We start from the raw sequence: 17,122 nt of genomic DNA, 5'->3' as shown, positions 1-17,122 counted from the left end.
GATGATAATTAAGCTTCATCGATTGAGCAACGTGTTGCGCACCCTGCGCCAAACGGCGCACCGCGGCGGCATTGCGGCGGCGCAGCCGGGCGACGAACTCGCGTATCACGGCTGAATCTCAATATTTTCATTGTGTTAAACACGCCCTGCGCGCTGCTGCCGCGCGCTCTGCGACTTGATAACGGTATAAGGATTATAAGATGAACGCTTCTGTCTTCTCTATGAATACTTCCCTGGCGGGCAAAGTCGCCGCCGTCACGGGCGCCGCATCCGGTATCGGGCTGGAGTGCGCCAAAATCATGCTGCAGGCCGGCGCCAAAGTGGTGCTGATCGACCGCGACGCGGACAAACTGCGCGAGGTGGTCGGCGAGCTGGGTGAGCACGCGCTGCCGCTGCAGGTTGACCTGATGGACGGCGCGCAGGTGGACGGCATTCTGACGCAGATCCTGCAACTGGCGGGACGGCTGGATATTTTCCACGCCAACGCCGGCGCCTACATCGGCGGCGCGGTGGAAGAGGGCGATCCTGACGTGTGGGAGCGGGTGCTGAAGCTCAACACCAGCGCAGCGTTTCGCAGCGTGCGCGCGGTGCTGCCGCACCTGATTGCGCAGAAGTCCGGCGACATCATTTTCACCAGCTCTATCGCCGGCGTGGTGCCGGTGGTGTGGGAACCCATCTATACTGCTTCTAAATTCGCCGTGCAGGCGTTTGTCCACTCCACCCGTCGGCAGGTGGCGCAGCACGGCGTACGCGTCGGCGCGGTGCTGCCCGGCCCGGTGGTGACCTCGCTGCTGGACGACTGGCCAAAAGAGAAAATGGAAGAGGCGCTGGCGAACGGCAGCCTGATGCAGCCGATTGAAGTCGCCGAATCGGTGCTGTTTATGGTGACGCGCTCGCCGAACGTCACGGTGCGCGATCTGGTCATTCTGCCGAACAGCGTCGATCTCTGAGCCACTATTTAGCGAAAGGTAACCCGATATGAGCAGTACAGCCAGATACCTGATCGGCGTTGACGTCGGTTCCGCCAGCGCACGGGCGGGAGTGTTTGATGCAGACGGGAATCTGCTCGCCTCCGCCAAAAAGAATATTGCCACCTTCCACGCCAGCGGCCACCGGGTCGAACAGTCCGGTAATGATATCTGGCGCGCGGTGTGCCACTGCGTCAGACGCGCCGTCACCCAGTCCGGCATTGAGCCTGCCGCGGTGGCGGGCATCGGCTTCGACGCCACCTGTTCGCTGGTGGTGGTCGGCGAGAACGGCGCGCCGCTGCCGGTCAGCCCGGGCGGCGAGGCGGAGCGCAATATTATCGTCTGGATGGATCACCGCGCCGCGCAGCAGGCGGACGCCATCAACGCCACGGCGCATCCGGTGCTGAAGTATGTCGGCGGGCGCATCTCGCCGGAAATGGAGGTCCCCAAGCTGCTGTGGCTGAAGCAGCATCACCCGGAAACCTTCACCCAGGCGCAGCAGTTCTTCGATCTGACGGACTACCTGACCTGGCGTTCCACCGGCGATCTGGCGCGTTCCCAGTGTACGGTCACCTGCAAGTGGAACTACCTGGCCCATGAAAACCGCTGGGACGCCGACTATTTCCACACCGTCGGCCTGCCCGAGCTGGCGACGGAGTCGTTCAGCCGCATCGGCCAGCGCATCGTCGAGCCGGGAACGCCGTGCGGGCAGGGGCTGTCGGCCCAGGCCGCCGAAGATATGGGGCTGCCGGAGCATACGCCGGTGGCGGCCGGTATGATCGACGCGCACGCCGGCGGCATCGGCACGCTGGGGGTCGACGGCTCACCGGAAGAGAAGCTGGCCTACGTGTTCGGCACCTCCTCCTGCACCATGACCTCCACCCGTAAGCCGGCCTTTGTGCCGGGCGTCTGGGGGCCGTACTATGCGGCGATGGTGCCGGGGTTCTGGCTGAGCGAAGGTGGCCAGAGCGCGGCGGGCGCGGCGATCGACCGCCTGCTGGAGCTGCATCCGGCGTCGGCGCAGCTGAAGGTGCAGGCCGAGGAAGAGGGGCTGCCGCTGCCGGTGTATCTGGCGGATTTGGCAATGAACAAGTTCGATGCGCTGTCCGACGCGGTGCAGTGCGCCCGCGAGATGCATGTGGTGCCGGAGTTTGCCGGCAACCGCGCGCCGCTGGCGGATCCTTACGCCCGCGCGCTGATCTACGGCCTGGATATGGATCGCGATCTGGACAGCCTGGTGGCGCTGTATATCGCCGGCGTGTGCAGCCTGGGCTACGGGCTGCGGCAGATTATCGACGCGCAGCGTGACAACGGCATTGAGACGCGCGATATCGTCATCAGCGGCGGCGCCGGCCAGCATCCGCTGGTGCGCCAGCTGATCGCCGACGCCTGCGGCTGCTCGGTGCTGGCGACCAAATCGGAAGAGCCGGTGCTGCTCGGTTCCGCCATCCTGGCCGCGGTTGCCGGCGGCCAGCGGGCATCGGTGACCGACGCCATGCAGGCGATGACCGCCCGCGAGTGTGAATATTCGCCCAACGCGGCCTACACCTCACTGCATCGCCGCCGCTATCAGGCGTTCCAACTGCTGCAGCAGACGGCGAAAAATATCCGCGAAGAGCGCTATTAACGCGCCGTCCGGCGTCGGGGCGGTGGGGACGTTACTTCTTCACCGCCAGCCACTTATCGATAATCTGCTGATACTCGCCGCTGGCCTTGGTCAGGTGCAGCCACTGGTCGACGTACAGCTTCCAGCTTAGGTCGTCGCGCGGCAGCATATAAGCCTTCTCGCCGTACTGCATGGGTTTTTTCGGGTTGACGGCGCACAGCTTCGGGTAGCGCTTTTGCTGATACAGCGCTTCAGAGGCGTCGGTGATCATCACGTCGGCCTTGCGATCGACCAGCTGTTGGAAGATCCCCATATTGTCGTGCGACAGCGTCAGCTTCGCTTTCGGCAGGTGCGCGCGGGCAAAGGCCTCGTTGGTGCCGCCGGCCGGTTCGATCACCCGCACCGACGGCTTGTTGATCTGGGCGATGGTGCGGTATTTCTTCACGTCGCTGCAGCGCACCAGCGGGATTTTGCCGTCGGTATCCAGTTTTTCCGCGAAGAACGCCTGTTTTTGGCGTTCCAGCGTCACGGAGATACCGCCCATCGCGATATCGCACTTGCCGGCGTTAAAGTCCTGCATCAGCGTTTTCCAACTGGTTTTCACCCACTTAACCTCGGCGCCGAGGCTTTTGGCCAGCGACTGGGCCATCTCGATATCGATGCCTTCGTAGTCGCCTTTTTCCGGCAGAAAGGTGTAGGGCTTGTAGTCACCGGTGGTGCACACTTCTAGCTTCTTTTGCTGGGTGACCTTATCCAGGTGCGACTGGGCGCTGGCGCCGCCGGCAACGGCCAGTAAAACGAGAGGCGCTAATTTTTTCATCATTTTCCCTTCTTATACATTCGTGGTTTTATGCGTCGGTTAGCCGCGGGTTGTGGCTGGTTTGCGAAAATTATCCGTTTTTTATGTCGCCGTGAAACGGCGTCAGTCTGATTTGCTGCTACGCAACGCGCATTCTCTGACGCGGAACGATAACAACGCGAAAAAAACTGATAGTCTGAACGTCAATATTTCTTAACACAGTTTACAGGTGGCTATGTACAACATTGACGATTTTGATATGAAAATCCTGACGCTGCTACAAGCCAACGGCCGACTGACCAATCAGGAGCTGAGCGAGCTGGTGGGACTGTCCGCGTCGCAGTGCTCCCGGCGGCGCATCAGCCTGGAGCAGGCGCAGCTGATCCGCGGCTATCACGCGCGGCTGGCCCCCGAGGCGGTAGGGCTGGGGATGGTCGGGCTGATTGAAGTCAGCCTGACCAACCACGGGCCGGAACAGGTGGACAGTTTTCATTACATGCTGGAGCATACGGAAGCGGTGCTCGACGCCTATAAAACCACCGGCGACGCCGACTATCTGCTGAAGGTGGCGGTCGCCGATCTGGCCGCGCTGAGCGAGTTTATCAGCCAGACGCTGCTGACCCACCACAGCGTGGCGCACGTTAAGACCGCGGTGGTGCTGAACCGCATCAAAGAGAACGGCCTGCTGCCGGTGGCGCGTTAAGCCGCCCTGTGGTTGATAACTTTTCGCCGCGGCGGTCCGGCAGAATAACCCTATTATTTGTGGTGGATATTTCCCCGCGGATAGCGTCTATATTAGGTTCATTGGCGTGTGCGTATGCTGTCGGCGCGCCGGTCTCTGTACCTTAAAAATAACTAAAGCAAGGAGAACAACACCGTGTTCCAGAACGTTGATGCCTATGCCGGCGACCCGATACTGTCGCTGATGGAGAAGTTCAAACAGGATCCGCGCGAGCATAAGGTAAACCTGAGCATCGGCCTGTACTATAACGAGCAGGCGATTATCCCGCAGCTGCAGGCGGTGGCCGCCGCAGAAGCGCAGCTGGGCAGCGCCGATCGCGGCGCCTCGCTGTATCTGCCGATGGAAGGCCTGCAGCCTTACCGTAGCGCTATCCAGCAGCTGCTGTTCGGCGCCGATCACCCGATGCTGCAGCAGGAGCGCATTGCGACGGTGCAGACCGTCGGCGGCTCCGGCGCGCTGAAGGTGGGAGCCGACTTCCTGCATTACTACTTCCCGAATTCGCAGGTGTGGGTCAGCGATCCTACCTGGGAAAACCACGTGGCGATCTTCAGCGGCGCGGGCTTCAAGGTAAACACCTATCCGTACTTCGACGGCGAAAGCCTGGGCGTGCGCTTCGACGCCATGCTGAGCACGCTGAAAACGCTGCCGGCGCAGAGCATCGTGCTGCTGCACCCGTGCTGTCATAACCCGACCGGCTCCGATCTGACGCCGGCGCAGTGGGATGAAGTGGTGAAGGTGCTGGCCGAGCGCGAGCTGATCCCGTTCCTCGACATCGCCTATCAGGGCTTCGGCGCCGGCATGGAGCAGGACGCCTACGCCATTCGCGCCATTGCCGCCGCAGGGCTGCCGTGCCTGGTAAGCAACTCGTTCTCGAAAATCTTCTCGCTGTACGGCGAGCGCGTGGGCGGGCTGTCGGTCGTGTGTGAAAGCAGCGAAGCCGCCGGCCGCGTGCTGGGCCAGCTGAAGGCGACCGTGCGCCGCAACTACTCCAGCCCGCCGAACTTTGGCGCGCAGGTGGTGGCCAAGGTGCTGAACGACGCGCAGCTGAAGCAGCAGTGGCTGGATGAAGTGGAGAGCATGCGCACCCGCATTCTGGAGATGCGCCAGACGCTGGTGAATGCGCTGAAGAGCGCGCTGCCGCAGCGTAATTTCGATTACCTGCTGCAACAGCGCGGCATGTTCAGCTACACCGGCTTAAACGCGCAGCAGGTTGACCGCCTGCGTGAAGAGTTCGGCGTGTACCTGATCCACAGCGGCCGCATGTGCGTCGCCGGCCTGAACCACCGCAATGTGCATCAGGTGGCGGAGGCGATCGCCGCCGTGCAGTAAGCCACAAAATAAAGCGGGGGACGATATTGCTATCGTCCCCCGTCCCGTCCGCTGCGCCGCTATTTGTCGGCGCTGTCTTGCGCCATCTGCGGCGGCAGCTGCAGCAGGCTGCGTTTCTCCGCCACATCATGTGCTTCGATAGCCGGCGCCGCATTGCCCCAGCTATTGCGGATGTAGGTCGTCACCGCCGCCACCTGTTCGTCCGACAGCTTCCAGGCAAAGCTTGGCATCGCGCCGCTGGTGGGGTTGCCCACGGTCACCGCGCCCCGGCCGCCCTGCAGAACGGTGGTTACCAGCGATGAGGCGTCCGGCGCCACGATCGCCGGGTTGCCGGCCAGGCTGGTCGCCAGGTTCGGGATCCCCTTGCCATCGCTGTTATGGCAGGCGGTGCAGTTGGCGGAATAGACGTTGGCGCCCATCTTCATCTGCGCATCGTCTGCGGCCAGCGGCGCCGGTTTCTGCCGATCCGATCCCGGCAGGGATTTCAGATACACCGCGATGGCGCGCAGATCCTGCTCCGTCAGGTGCTGGGTGGAGTTGCTGACCGCCTCCGCCATCGGCCCGGAGGCGACGGCGACGTGGTTGCTGCCCAGTTTGAGATAGTCCACCAGCTGATCTTCCGTCCAGTCGCCGATGCCGGTGTAGCGATTGCCGGTGATTTCAGGCGCGTACCATTCGCCCAGATTGCCGCCCTGCAGATAGGCGGAGGTATCGCCGCCGATTGGGTTCTTCGGCGTATGGCAGGCCGCGCAGTGCTCCAGCCCCTGCACCAGATAGGCGCCGCGGTTCCACTGCGCCGAGCGGCCAGCCTCCGGCGTAAAGCCGCTGTTGTCGAAGAACAGCAGGTTCCAGCCCATCATCGCCAGGCGAATGTTGTACGGGAACGGCAGTTGGGTTTCCGGCACCTTATTTTTCACCGGTTTAACTGAGCGCATATACATCCACAGGTCATGCATATCGGCGTCGCTGACCTTGATATAGGCGTTGTACGGCATTGCCGGGTAGAGGTTCTCCCCCTGTTTGCCCTTGCCGTGACGCACCGCGCGGAAGAAGTCGCGCTCGCTCCAGCCGCCGATGCCGTCTTCGACGTCCGGGGTGATGTTGCTGGCGTAAATGCTGCCGAACGGCGTGCTGATTGGGTAACCGCCGGAGAACGGCTGCTTGCTGCCTGGCGCGGTATGGCAGGCCACGCAGTCGCCGGCGATCGCCACGTATTTGCCGCGGATCACCGCCTGCGCGTCCGCCGCGGACGGCGGCTGGCTGGTCAGCGTCTGGTCGTCCGCCACGTTATCGGCGCTGGCGTCGCCGTTTTTCCACAGCAGCCCAACCACCACGGCGGCGGCGATCACGGCGATCCCGCCCGCAATTTTGATTTTTTTCATCTCACACCTTTACCAGCGGACCGGGGTTTTTGACGTACTGCTCGATGATGGCCTTCGCCGTCCACAGGCTCAGCGCGCCGATGGTGCCCGTCGGGTTGTAGCCGGCGTTATTGGGGAAGGAGGAGGCTCCCAGTACGAACAGGTTATGCATGTCCCAGCACTGCTGATAGCGGTTCAGCACGCTGGTTTTTGGATCCATGCCCATTACCGCGCCGCCGATGGTGTGATCGCTGGCGAGGTTGTACGGCGAGTAGCGGCCGGAGGCGGAGTTGGTGCCGATAACGATTTTGGCGCCCATCGCCTTGCCCAGCTCCACGCTTTTCTCTTCGATAAAGCGGGCGGCGCGGCGGTCGTTTTCGTTGTAATCGAAGGTGACGCGCAGCAGCGGATTGCCGTTATCGTCCTTGTACTCCGGATCCAGATCGAGGTAGTAATCTTCGTGCGAGTAGCTGGTGCCCTGGCCGAAGATAAAGGTGCCGTTCTGGAAGGCGTGGGTATAGGCCTTTTTCCACGCCTTGCCCCAGCGCGGCGTGCCGGGCGGCAGCGCGTCGGCATTGCCGATCGGGCGCGCGCCGCGGGCCACCACCAGCAGGCCGGCGCCGCCGATAAAGCCCAGCTCGCTGTGGTCGAAGTTGTCGCCGTTATAGTCATCCACCTGCTGCGACAGCGCGCCGGCGCCGATAAACGGGTTGAGGTTTTCGTCTTCGAAGAACAGGTTGGCGCCGGCTACCGTCTGGAAGCTGTAGGCGCGGCCGACCACGCCGGTTTTGCTGACGGGATCGTAAGGCTGACCGATTTTCGACAGCAGCAGCAGGCGCACGTTCTGCATTTGGAACGCGGACAGCACCACGATATCGGCCGGCTGCTCCCACTCTTTTTTATTGCGATCGAGATAGGTGACGCCGGTGGCGGTTTTGCCATCCTCGGCCTTGTTGACCCGCACCACCGCCGAATCGGTGAGGACGGTAAAATTCTCGCGCTGCATCAGGGCCGGCACCACGCAGGCGTTGGGGCTGGATTTGGAGAAATTGCCGCAGCCGTAATACAGGCAGTAGCCGCAGTAGGTGCAGGGGCCCATGCGCACCCCGAGCGGGTTGACATAGGCGCGGGAGGTCTGGCCCGCCGGCACCATAAACGGGTTCAGGCCCAGCGACTTGGCCGCGTCGCGGAACAGATCGGTCAGGCGCAGCCCCTCCAGTGGCGGCAGCGGGTATTCGCTGCTGCGGTTGCCTTCAAACGGGTTGCCGTCCGGGATGATTTTGCCGTTCAGCTTACCGGCCTTGCCGGAGACGCCGGCGATCTTCTCGAAGCGGTCGTAAAACGGCTCCAGCTCGTCATAGGTGACGCCCCAGTCCTGCAGAATCAGGCCGTCGGCAATCTGCTGTTTACCGTAGCGCTCGACGGTCTGGCTGTACGGCTGCAGATCGAACGGTGTGAAACGCCAGGCCATGCCCGCCCAGTGGGTGCCCGAACCGCCCACGTTATATCCCAGCTCGTTCAGGTTCCAGTCGCGGGTCGGCAGCGCGGTTTCGCTGCGGTTGTTGCGGAAGGTGGTGGTTTCCACCGCCGGCGGCAGCAGCATGCTGCGACGGGTATCCCAGCGCAGCTCATCGGTGTCGATGGAGGGCGGAAAATCGGTGGCGGTCTCAAACCAGGGGCCGCGTTCGATGGCGACGACGTTTAACCCGGCGCGGGTCAGCTCTTCGGCGATTAAAGAGCCGCACCATCCCAGACCGACGATAACCACATCGGCTTTTGGACGTACATTTTTCATAATTGAACTCACAAGTGCTCAGCGCGACGGCGGCGCAGGATCAAAGCGTGTTATCGATTAAACTGGTGGGGATGATGTTCAGCTTTTGCCCTTTCTTAGCGAGCAGATCGCGGAAGTCATAGCGTGCGCCCGGGAAACCAATCATTTTCCAGCTGGTCATGTCTTTATTGCCGCCGTAAATCGGATCGGCCAGGAAGCCTTCGCGCACGTTTTGCAGCAGCAGCTCAAACAGCGCCTTGGTTTCCACCTGCGGGCCGAGATCGTAGCGGTCGGCCTCCATGGCGTGCAGGATGTGTTCCTGCTGCTGTGGGTTGAGGGCGATAAAGTCTTTGCCGAACTGTGACCGCGTGGCGCGATCCAGCGCCGCCAGCCCCTGACGGTAGCGCTGCGCCGGCGTCAGCGGCGACTGCGGCCCCTGCTGCGGGGTGCCTTTGACAAAGCGTCCCAGCCGGTACAGGGCCACGGCGTTGCCGTAGTCGCCCGCCAGCTGACGGTCGATAAAGGTGGCGCAGCCGGCCTCTTGGCCGCCCAGGCTCAGTTCATCGGCCGGAATAAAGCGCTCGGCGATGATGGCGACCGTATCGAATTCGTGCTGCGTGAAGTACTGCAGGCCGCCTTTGCGCGGCGGCGCTGGCGGTGTGTTGATGTCGCCGGGCTCCCAGGGTTGCCCGCCGTTGATAACCTCAGCCTGTGCCGTAGGCAACGACGAAGCCACCCCCAATGCGACCACTGAGGTGAGAAAGTCTCTGCGTTTCATAAATTCCCTGCCGATTAATTGCTCAAAAAACTCTTTTTTTATTTTTTACTTTCACGTCCGCGCACTGCGACAGACGCGCCCAGCGGTGTTTTTTTACATGCCAACAAAGAAATTAATAAAGTGTTAACAACGCGCCGAGAATAATTTTTTCCGCGTTGGCAGGGAAGGTTTTCGTTGATGGTTTTCCATCATCGGCCCGGTTTCCTTCCCGCATTGGGCTTCCTATAGTGAATTCACCTGGCCCCGACGGCACGCCGCTCTGGCCATCAAACACACGAGGAGAGCCTATGTTTCCCACTGCCTTACCTCAGCCGACGCGGCTGGCGCCTGAGAGCATCCCCGTCTTACGCTGGGGGATTATCGGTCCCGGCTGGATCGCCGATCATTTTGCCGCAGCGCTGCGCGGCCAGACCCGGCAGCAGCTGGTTGCCGTTGTGGGACGCAACGCCGAAAAAACGGCGGCGTTCGCCGCGCGCTGGGATATTCCGCAGGTCTGCCGCAACGTCGGCGAGATGCTGGCGCTGAACCAGCTGGATGTGGTCTATGTCGCCACGCCGCATAATCATCACTTCCCCGACGCCATGCAGGTGTTGCAGGCCGGTAAACACGTGCTGATTGAAAAGCCGCTGGCGCTTAACGCCCAAGAGGGGCGGGCGCTGCAGGAGGAAGCGCGGGCGCGCGGCTTGTTCTGCCTGGAGGGCATGTGGTGCGATTTTACGCCAAAATATGATGTGCTGCGTCAGCTGCTGGCCAACGGCGATCTGGGGGAACTGCACACCCTGATTGCCGATCACGGCGAGTTTTTCACCCCGGAACACCGCATTTTTAATGCCGACCTGGCCGGTGGTCCGATGCTGGATCTCGGCAGTTACCTGATATCATTCAGCATCGGCGTCGCCGGCGCGGTGCCGGCGACGATTGTGGCGTACGGCCAGTCTGCGCCGGGTGGGGTAAACGGCCAGGCGTCAATGCTGTTTAACCATGGCAACGGCATGCAGGCGGTGCTGAACACCACGCTGTTCAGCAATACCTCCGGCGCGGCGACGGTCGCCGGGCGCGACGCCACGCTGTATCTGGACGGGCAGTTTTACGCCCCCGGCGACTTTACGCTGCAGTCCAGCCAGGGCAACCGGCGGCTGCACTGGCAGGATCGCGGCGGACGCTATGTGCAGCTGAGCTATGAAATCGAACACGCGGCGTGGTGCATTGGTCAGGGGCTGACGGAGTCGCCGGTGCGTCCGCTGGCCACCTCGCTGATGACGCTGAGTACGATGGATGAAGTGCGTCGCCAGCTGGGTATTGTATTTAACGAAGAGCGCGCGGCGGTACGGCTGGCCTAACCCGCCGCGCCGGGAGCAGAGATGAAGAAGTTAACCATCGGCAGGCTGGCGCAGCTGGCCGGCGTCGGCGTGGCGACGGTGGATCGGGTGCTGAATGAACGCGGCGGCGTTGCGCCGGAGACGGCGCGCAAGGTGCTGCTGGCGGCGCGCGAGCACGGCTTTAACCGGGTATTGCCCGAGGCGTACCAGCATCCCTGGCGCATCGAGGTGATCCTGAGCGCCAACGGCTCGTTTTTTTTCAAAAAGCTTGATAACAGCTTCAGCGAGCTGGCCGGCGCGCTCGGTTACCGCCGGGTGACGCTGCACCGGACGTTTATCTCTGAATCCCATCCGGTCAAACTGGCCGAGCATATCAGAGCGTGCAGCCGCCAGCGGGACGGCATTATCGTGTTTGCGCACGACCACCCTGCGGTCTATGCGGCGTTGGCAGACTGCCGGGCGCGTAATGTCCCGGTGATTACCATCGTGACCGATCTGCCGCACGCCGAGCGCCTGTGCCACGTCGGCGTTAATCAGCTGCAGGCGGGCCGCACCGCCGGCTTGCTGATGGGACGCACCCTGAAGGCGCCGGGAGAGGTGATTATGGTCAGCGGCCGCAGCGACTACAGCGCGCACCGCGAGCGTATTGAGGGCTTCCGGGCGGTGCTGCGCCAGCGCTTCCCGCAGATCGATCTGAAAGAGGTGCTGGTGGGCCGCGATGAGCGCCATACCATCCGACGTCTGCTGGCGGAGACGCTGAGCAAAAACGGCCGGATTGTCGGGTTGTATAACACCGGCTCCGGCAACACCGAAATCAGCGCCGAGCTGGCCAGGCACCGGCTGCTGGGGGAGTGCGTCTATATCACCCATGAGCTGTACAGCCTGACGCGCCGGCTGCTGGATAACGACAGCCTCTCTTATGTGATCGACCAGGATGCCCGCCAGCATGCGCAGCTGGCGATCGACCTGATGCTGGGCCGGCTGGGCGGCGACGCCGCCGTGGACATGTACCAGAGCGGCAAGGTCGATTTTAAAATCTTCACCGCGGAAAATTGCGAATAGGGCGCCCGCCCGTCGGCGTGAAAAGCGTGGTATCTCGCCAAATTCCTTCTATGCTCAAAATATAGCCAGTTTTTGACGGCGGCCGCATTGCTTTACCACGGACGCGCGGCGCGGCATGCCGGACGATGGGCATCTATCGAAGGAATAACTCCATGAATTCTTCAGCATTATTGCAATATTGCATGGCGAAGCCTGGCGCGCAGCAGAGCGACCAGAACCAGTGGCAGGCCAGCCAGGTCAAGGTTGGCGAGGTGATGTTCGCCATGGTGTGGGAGATTGAGGGCCGCCCGGCGCTGGCGGTGAAATCCAGCCCGGAGCAGGCGGAGAATCTGCGCGAGCTGCACCCGGAGATCGTCCCCTGCGAACATCTGAACAAGGCGCACTGGAATGCGGTGTATCTGGACGGCGGTCTGCCGGATTCGCAGTTTTATACCCTGATTGACGGTTCGTACCAGCTGGTGCTGTCGGGGCTGCCGGAGCAGGTGCGTCAGGGGCTGCAGGCCTGATTGCTGCCGTTTGCCTTTGTCTCTCTTCTCCGCGGCCTTTCGACGAGGTTGTGATCGTTAACACAGTTTGGGAACGTTCCCTTTTTCTTCGTCGGCGTCAGCGTCTAGGCTGGTGATGGTAGCGTGAATCGCAAAGGGAGCGTCTGATGGCGACAAGTGAAGAAAAACGCAAGATGATCGCCGGTGAGCTGTATGACGCCGGCGATGAGCTGCTGCGCAGTGAACGCCTGCGGGCGCGTCAGCTGCTGCACCAGTACAACCATTCCGCGCCGCAGGCGAGGGAGCAGCGCAGGCAGTGGCTGACGCAGTTACTGGGACGGTATCAGGGCGGCACCATCGAACCCAGCTTCCGCTGCGACTATGGCTACAACATCTATCTGGGCAAAAATTTTTACGCCAACTTCGACTGTGTGGTGCTGGACGTCTGCGAGGTGCATATCGGCGATAACTGCATGCTGGCGCCGGGGGTGCATATCTATACCGCGACGCATCCGCTGGACGCGGTGACCCGCGTCGGCGGCGCGGAGTTCGGCAAGCCGGTGACCATCGGCAATAACGTGTGGATCGGCGGGCGGGCGGTGATCAATCCCGGCGTGACCATCGGTGATAATGCGGTGATCGCCTCCGGCGCGGTGGTGACCAAGGACGTGCCGGCCAACTGCGTGGTGGGCGGCAACCCGGCGCGGCTGCTGAAACAGCTGTAAACGCCGGGCGCCTGTGCTGCGCTTAGGCGCGCAGCGAGTCGATATCCACCACGAAGCGGTATTTCACATCGCTTTTCAGCATGCGTTCATAGGCGTCGTTGATCTGCTGCATTGGGATCAGCTCGATATCTGAGGTAATGCCGTGCTGACCGCAGAAATCCAGCATCTCCTGGGTTTCCGCAATACCGCCGATCAGCGAGCCGGCGATGCGGCGGCGCTTCAGAATCAGGTTAAACACCTGCGGTGACGGATGGTCGTGCTCCGGCGCGCCGACCAGCGTCAGCGTGCCGTCGCGGCGCAGCAGGTCGAGGAACGGATTCAGATCGTGCTTGGCCGCTACGGTATTGAGGATAAAGTCGAAGCTGTTGGCATGCTGCGCCATCTCCTCGGGGTTGCGGGAGATCACCACTTCATGGGCGCCCAGCCGCTTGGCGTCGTCGATTTTCGACGGTGAAGTGGTGAACAGCACCACGTGTGCGCCCATGGCCCGCGCCAGTTTCACTCCCATATGTCCCAGCCCGCCGAGACCGACGATGCCGACCTTTTTACCCGGCCCGACGCCCCACTGGCGCAGCGGTGAATAGGTGGTGATGCCGGCGCACAGCAGCGGCGCGACGCCGGCCGGATCGAGGTTGGCCGGCACCCGCAGCACAAAGTCCTGATCCACCACCATATCGGTGGAGTAGCCGCCGTAGGTGACGGCGCCGGTCTGGCGATCCTGGCCGTTATAGGTGCCGGTAAAGCCGTTTTCACAATACTGCTCCAGCCCTTCTTCGCAGCTCGGACAGCTGCGGCAGGAATCGACCATACAGCCGACGCCGACCAAATCGCCGACCTGATGAGCGGTGACGCCGCTGCCGACGGCGCTGACGCGGCCGACCACCTCATGGCCCGGCACCACCGGGTACAGGGTGTTATTCCATTCGTTGCGCGCCTGGTGCAGGTCGGAGTGGCAGACGCCGCAAAACAGCACCTTGATTTGTACGTCGTGTTCGCGCAGCGCGCGCGGTGAGTAATCGAAAGGCACGAGCGCAGACTGCGCGTCATGCGCGGCATAGGCATGCGTAATATTCATGGTTACTCCGGTTATCAATCAGTGACAAAAGGTATTTGTGCCGGCAGCAGAAGGCCGGTGAGGCGCGGCCTGAGTCATGCAGGCGGCCGCAGAGGGAAGATTGATAATAAGTGCTGGGCCGGGGGAGGGAAATGCCTGAACGTGTTGAAATCTTGCCTGTTTCTGTTCAATGTTCGTACGGCGGACGATCGGTGAGAGCGTCCGCCGTACGCGCAGGCGTTAGCGCTTCAGCAGCGGTTTGAGGAAGCGCGCGGTGTGCGATTCCTGGCAGTTCGCCACGGTTTCCGGCGTGCCGGACACCAGGATCTCGCCGCCGCCGCTGCCGCCTTCCGGCCCCAGATCGACAATCCAGTCCGCGGTTTTGATCACGTCGAGGTTGTGCTCAATCACCACGATGGTGTTGCCCTGGTCGCGCAGCTGGTGCAGTACCGCCAGCAGCTGCTGGATATCGGCAAAGTGCAGGCCGGTGGTCGGCTCATCGAGGATATACAGCGTCTGGCCGGTGCCGCGTTTCGACAGCTCGCGCGCCAGCTTGACGCGCTGCGCCTCGCCGCCGGACAGCGTGGTCGCCGACTGGCCGAGACGGATATAGGACAGGCCTACATCCATCAGGGTCTGCAGCTTGCGCGCCAGCGCCGGCACCGCGTCGAAGAACTCGCGCGCTTCTTCGATGGTCATCTCCAGCACTTCGTGAATGCTTTTGCCCTTGTATTTGATCTCCAGCGTTTCACGGTTGTAGCGCTTGCCTTTGCACTGGTCGCAGGGCACGTAAATATCCGGCAGGAAGTGCATCTCCACCTTGATCACGCCGTCGCCCTGACAGGCTTCGCAGCGGCCGCCCTTCACGTTAAAGCTGAAGCGCCCCGGGTTGTAGCCGCGGCTGCGTGATTCCGGCACGCCGGCGAACAGCTCGCGCACCGGGGTGAAAATGCCGGTGTAGGTGGCCGGGTTGGAGCGCGGCGTACGACCGATCGGGCTTTGATCGATATCGATCACCTTGTCGAAGTGCTCAAGGCCGGTGACCTCGCGGAACGGCGCCGGTTCGGCGATGGTGGCGCCGTTCAGCTGGCGCTGGGCGATCGGGAACAGCGTATCGTTGATCAGCGTCGATTTGCCGGAGCCGGACACCCCGGTGATGCAGGTGAACAGCCCCACCGGCAGCGTCAGCGTGACGTCCTTCAGGTTGTTGCCGCGCGCGCCGCTCAGCTTCAGCACCTTGTTCGGGTCTGCCGCCACGCGCTCCTGCGGAATGGCGATCTCGCGCTTGCCGCTGAGGAACTGGCCGGTCAGCGAGTCCGGCTTGGCCATAATGTCTTCCACGCTGCCTTCGGCGACGATCTGCCCGCCGTGCACGCCGGCGCCGGGGCCGATATCGATCACGTGGTCGGCGGCGCGGATGGCGTCTTCGTCATGCTCTACCACGATCACCGTGTTGCCGAGGTTGCGCAGGTGGATCAGCGTTTCCAGCAGGCGCTCGTTGTCGCGCTGGTGCAGGCCGATGGACGGCTCGTCCAGTACGTACATCACGCCCACCAGGCCGGCGCCGATCTGGCTGGCCAGGCGGATGCGCTGGGCCTCGCCGCCGGACAGGGTTTCCGCCGAACGCGACAGCGACAGGTAGTTGAGGCCGACGTTAACCAGAAACTTCAGGCGATCGCCAATCTCTTTCAGCACTTTCTCCGCAATCTTGGCGCGCTGGCCGCTCAGCTTGATGTTCTGGAAGAAGGTCATCGCGTGGCCGATGCTGAGATCTGAAATCTCCGGCAGCGTGGTGTCTTCGACAAACACGTTGCGCGCTTCCTCGCGCAGGCGGGTGCCGTGGCAGGAGGCGCACGGGCGGTTGCTGATAAATTTGGCCAGATCCTCGCGCACCGCGCTGGATTCGGTCTCTTTATAGCGGCGCTCCATATTGTGCAGCACGCCTTCAAACGGATGACGGCGCACGGTGGTGTCGCCGCGATCGTTGATGTATTTAAACTCGATCGACTCCTTGCCGGAACCGCTCAGCACCGCCTTTTGCACGTTGGCGCTCAGGCTGTTGAACGGCGCTTCAACGTCGAACTGATAGTGCTCCGCCAGCGAGCGCAGCATCTGGAAGTAGTAGAAGTTGCGGCGGTCCCAGCCGCGGATGGCGCCGCCGGCCAGCGACAGCTCCGGGTTCTGCACCACGCGATCCGGATCGAAGAACTGCTGCACTCCCAGGCCGTCGCAGGTCGGGCAGGCGCCGGCCGGGTTGTTGAACGAGAACAGGCGCGGCTCCAGCTCGCGCATGCTGTAACCGCAGATTGGACAGGCGAAGTTGGCGGAGAACAGCAGTTCTTCCGCCTTGTCATCGTCCATATCGGCCACCACCGCGGTGCCGCCGGACAGTTCCAGCGCGGTTTCAAACGACTCCGCCAGCCGCTGCGCCAGGTCTTCACGCACTTTAAAGCGGTCGACCACCACCTCAATGGTGTGTTTCTTCTGCAGCTCCAGCTTCGGCGGATCGGACAGATCGCACACTTCGCCGTCGATGCGCGCGCGGATATAGCCCTGCGTCGCCAGGTTTTCCAGCGTTTTGGTGTGTTCGCCTTTGCGATCCTTAACGATCGGCGCCAGCAGCATCAGGCGCTTGCCTTCCGGCTGGGTGAGCACGTTGTCGACCATCTGGCTGACGGTCTGCGCCGCCAGCGGCACGTGGTGATCCGGGCAGCGCGGCTCGCCGACGCGGGCGAACAGCAGGCGCAGATAGTCATGGATTTCGGTGATGGTGCCGACGGTGGAGCGCGGGTTGTGCGAGGTCGACTTCTGTTCGATGGAGATCGCCGGCGACAACCCTTCAATATGGTCGACGTCCGGTTTTTCCATCAGCGACAGGAACTGGCGGGCGTAGGCGGAGAGCGACTCGACGTAGCGGCGCTGCCCTTCGGCATACAGCGTATCAAAGGCCAGCGAGGACTTGCCGGAACCGGACAGCCCGGTGACCACAATCAGTTTGTCGCGCGGGATAATCAGGTTGATGTTTTTGAGATTATGGGTTCGAGCACCACGAACTTCGATATTGTCCATTTACACTTCCCGTCTTGGTGATACGCCGTGCGGCTTTACGGTTGGTTTTGT

14 protein-coding genes are annotated in these 17,122 nt (G+C 62.3%); 8 read left to right on the top strand and 6 right to left on the bottom strand.

Translation table 11 applies throughout. The annotated features are described in order from the left end of the window. Nucleotides 1-200: 200 nt before the first annotated feature. Nucleotides 201-950, top strand: coding sequence for an SDR family oxidoreductase (locus I6G83_RS04765; protein ID WP_015962080.1), 750 nt, complete (start codon nt 201-203; stop codon nt 948-950). Between the two features lie 28 nt (nt 951-978). Beyond that, entirely contained in the window at nt 979-2,595 is a 1,617-nt protein-coding gene (locus I6G83_RS04760; protein WP_015962079.1) for an FGGY-family carbohydrate kinase, read from the top strand. Nucleotides 2,596-2,626: 31 nt separating this feature from the next. Here I6G83_RS04760 and I6G83_RS04755 read toward each other — a convergent pair whose 3' ends face one another. Next, nucleotides 2,627-3,394, bottom strand: coding sequence for a transporter substrate-binding domain-containing protein (locus I6G83_RS04755; protein ID WP_054305360.1), 768 nt, complete (start codon nt 3,392-3,394; stop codon nt 2,627-2,629). Between the two features lie 214 nt (nt 3,395-3,608). On the opposite strand from I6G83_RS04755, the gene I6G83_RS04750 reads away from it, so the two are divergent. Beyond that, on the top strand, nt 3,609-4,076 hold the full coding sequence (locus I6G83_RS04750; protein ID WP_015962077.1) for an Lrp/AsnC family transcriptional regulator: 468 nt from the start codon (nt 3,609-3,611) through the stop codon (nt 4,074-4,076). 174 nt (nt 4,077-4,250) lie between these two features. After that, nucleotides 4,251-5,444, top strand: a complete 1,194-nt coding sequence (locus I6G83_RS04745) for an amino acid aminotransferase (protein ID WP_015962076.1) — start codon at nt 4,251-4,253, stop codon at nt 5,442-5,444. Nucleotides 5,445-5,503: 59 nt separating this feature from the next. On the opposite strand, the gene I6G83_RS04740 is transcribed toward I6G83_RS04745, so the two are convergent. The 3 genes from I6G83_RS04740 to I6G83_RS04730 are packed head-to-tail and all read right to left on the bottom strand — an operon-like array spanning nt 5,504 to nt 9,357. Beyond that, entirely contained in the window at nt 5,504-6,826 is a 1,323-nt protein-coding gene (locus tag I6G83_RS04740) for a c-type cytochrome (RefSeq protein WP_054305361.1), read from the bottom strand. A gap of 1 nt (nt 6,827) precedes the next feature. Then, nucleotides 6,828-8,600 carry a GMC family oxidoreductase gene (locus tag I6G83_RS04735; RefSeq protein WP_062779226.1) on the bottom strand — a complete coding sequence of 591 codons (1,773 nt, stop codon included), beginning with the start codon at nt 8,598-8,600 and terminating at the stop codon, nt 6,828-6,830. A gap of 40 nt (nt 8,601-8,640) precedes the next feature. Continuing rightward, nucleotides 8,641-9,357 carry a gluconate 2-dehydrogenase subunit 3 family protein gene (locus tag I6G83_RS04730; protein WP_054305543.1) on the bottom strand — a complete coding sequence of 239 codons (717 nt, stop codon included), beginning with the start codon at nt 9,355-9,357 and terminating at the stop codon, nt 8,641-8,643. 287 nt (nt 9,358-9,644) lie between these two features. Here I6G83_RS04730 and I6G83_RS04725 point away from each other — a divergent pair, with 287 nt between their 5' ends. The 4 genes from I6G83_RS04725 to maa all read left to right on the top strand — a co-directional run bounded on the left by I6G83_RS04725 (nt 9,645) and on the right by maa (nt 12,948). Beyond that, nucleotides 9,645-10,697, top strand: a complete 1,053-nt coding sequence (locus I6G83_RS04725; RefSeq protein WP_054305544.1) for a Gfo/Idh/MocA family protein — start codon at nt 9,645-9,647, stop codon at nt 10,695-10,697. Between the two features lie 21 nt (nt 10,698-10,718). Then, the gene (locus I6G83_RS04720; RefSeq protein WP_015962071.1) at nt 10,719-11,738 is read left to right on the top strand and encodes a LacI family DNA-binding transcriptional regulator; all 1,020 of its coding nucleotides are present in this window, start codon (nt 10,719-10,721) and stop codon (nt 11,736-11,738) included. Nucleotides 11,739-11,890: 152 nt separating this feature from the next. Continuing rightward, the gene (locus tag I6G83_RS04715) at nt 11,891-12,244 is read left to right on the top strand and encodes an MmcQ/YjbR family DNA-binding protein (RefSeq protein ID WP_015962070.1); all 354 of its coding nucleotides are present in this window, start codon (nt 11,891-11,893) and stop codon (nt 12,242-12,244) included. 146 nt (nt 12,245-12,390) lie between these two features. Then, nucleotides 12,391-12,948, top strand: coding sequence for a maltose O-acetyltransferase (gene maa, locus I6G83_RS04710; protein WP_054305545.1), 558 nt, complete (start codon nt 12,391-12,393; stop codon nt 12,946-12,948). 22 nt (nt 12,949-12,970) lie between these two features. Here maa and I6G83_RS04705 read toward each other — a convergent pair whose 3' ends face one another. Beyond that, nucleotides 12,971-14,023, bottom strand: a complete 1,053-nt coding sequence (locus I6G83_RS04705) for an NAD(P)-dependent alcohol dehydrogenase (RefSeq protein WP_054305546.1) — start codon at nt 14,021-14,023, stop codon at nt 12,971-12,973. A 219-nt stretch (nt 14,024-14,242) separates the two neighbouring features. Next, nucleotides 14,243-17,071, bottom strand: a complete 2,829-nt coding sequence (uvrA, locus tag I6G83_RS04700) for an excinuclease ABC subunit UvrA (protein ID WP_015962067.1) — start codon at nt 17,069-17,071, stop codon at nt 14,243-14,245. Nucleotides 17,072-17,122: the final 51 nt, after the last annotated feature.

This window comes from Serratia rubidaea (assembly GCF_016026735.1).
In the GTDB taxonomy this organism is placed as follows: domain Bacteria; phylum Pseudomonadota; class Gammaproteobacteria; order Enterobacterales; family Enterobacteriaceae; genus Serratia_B; species Serratia_B rubidaea.
This window is presented reverse-complemented; position numbering and strand designations above follow the sequence as displayed.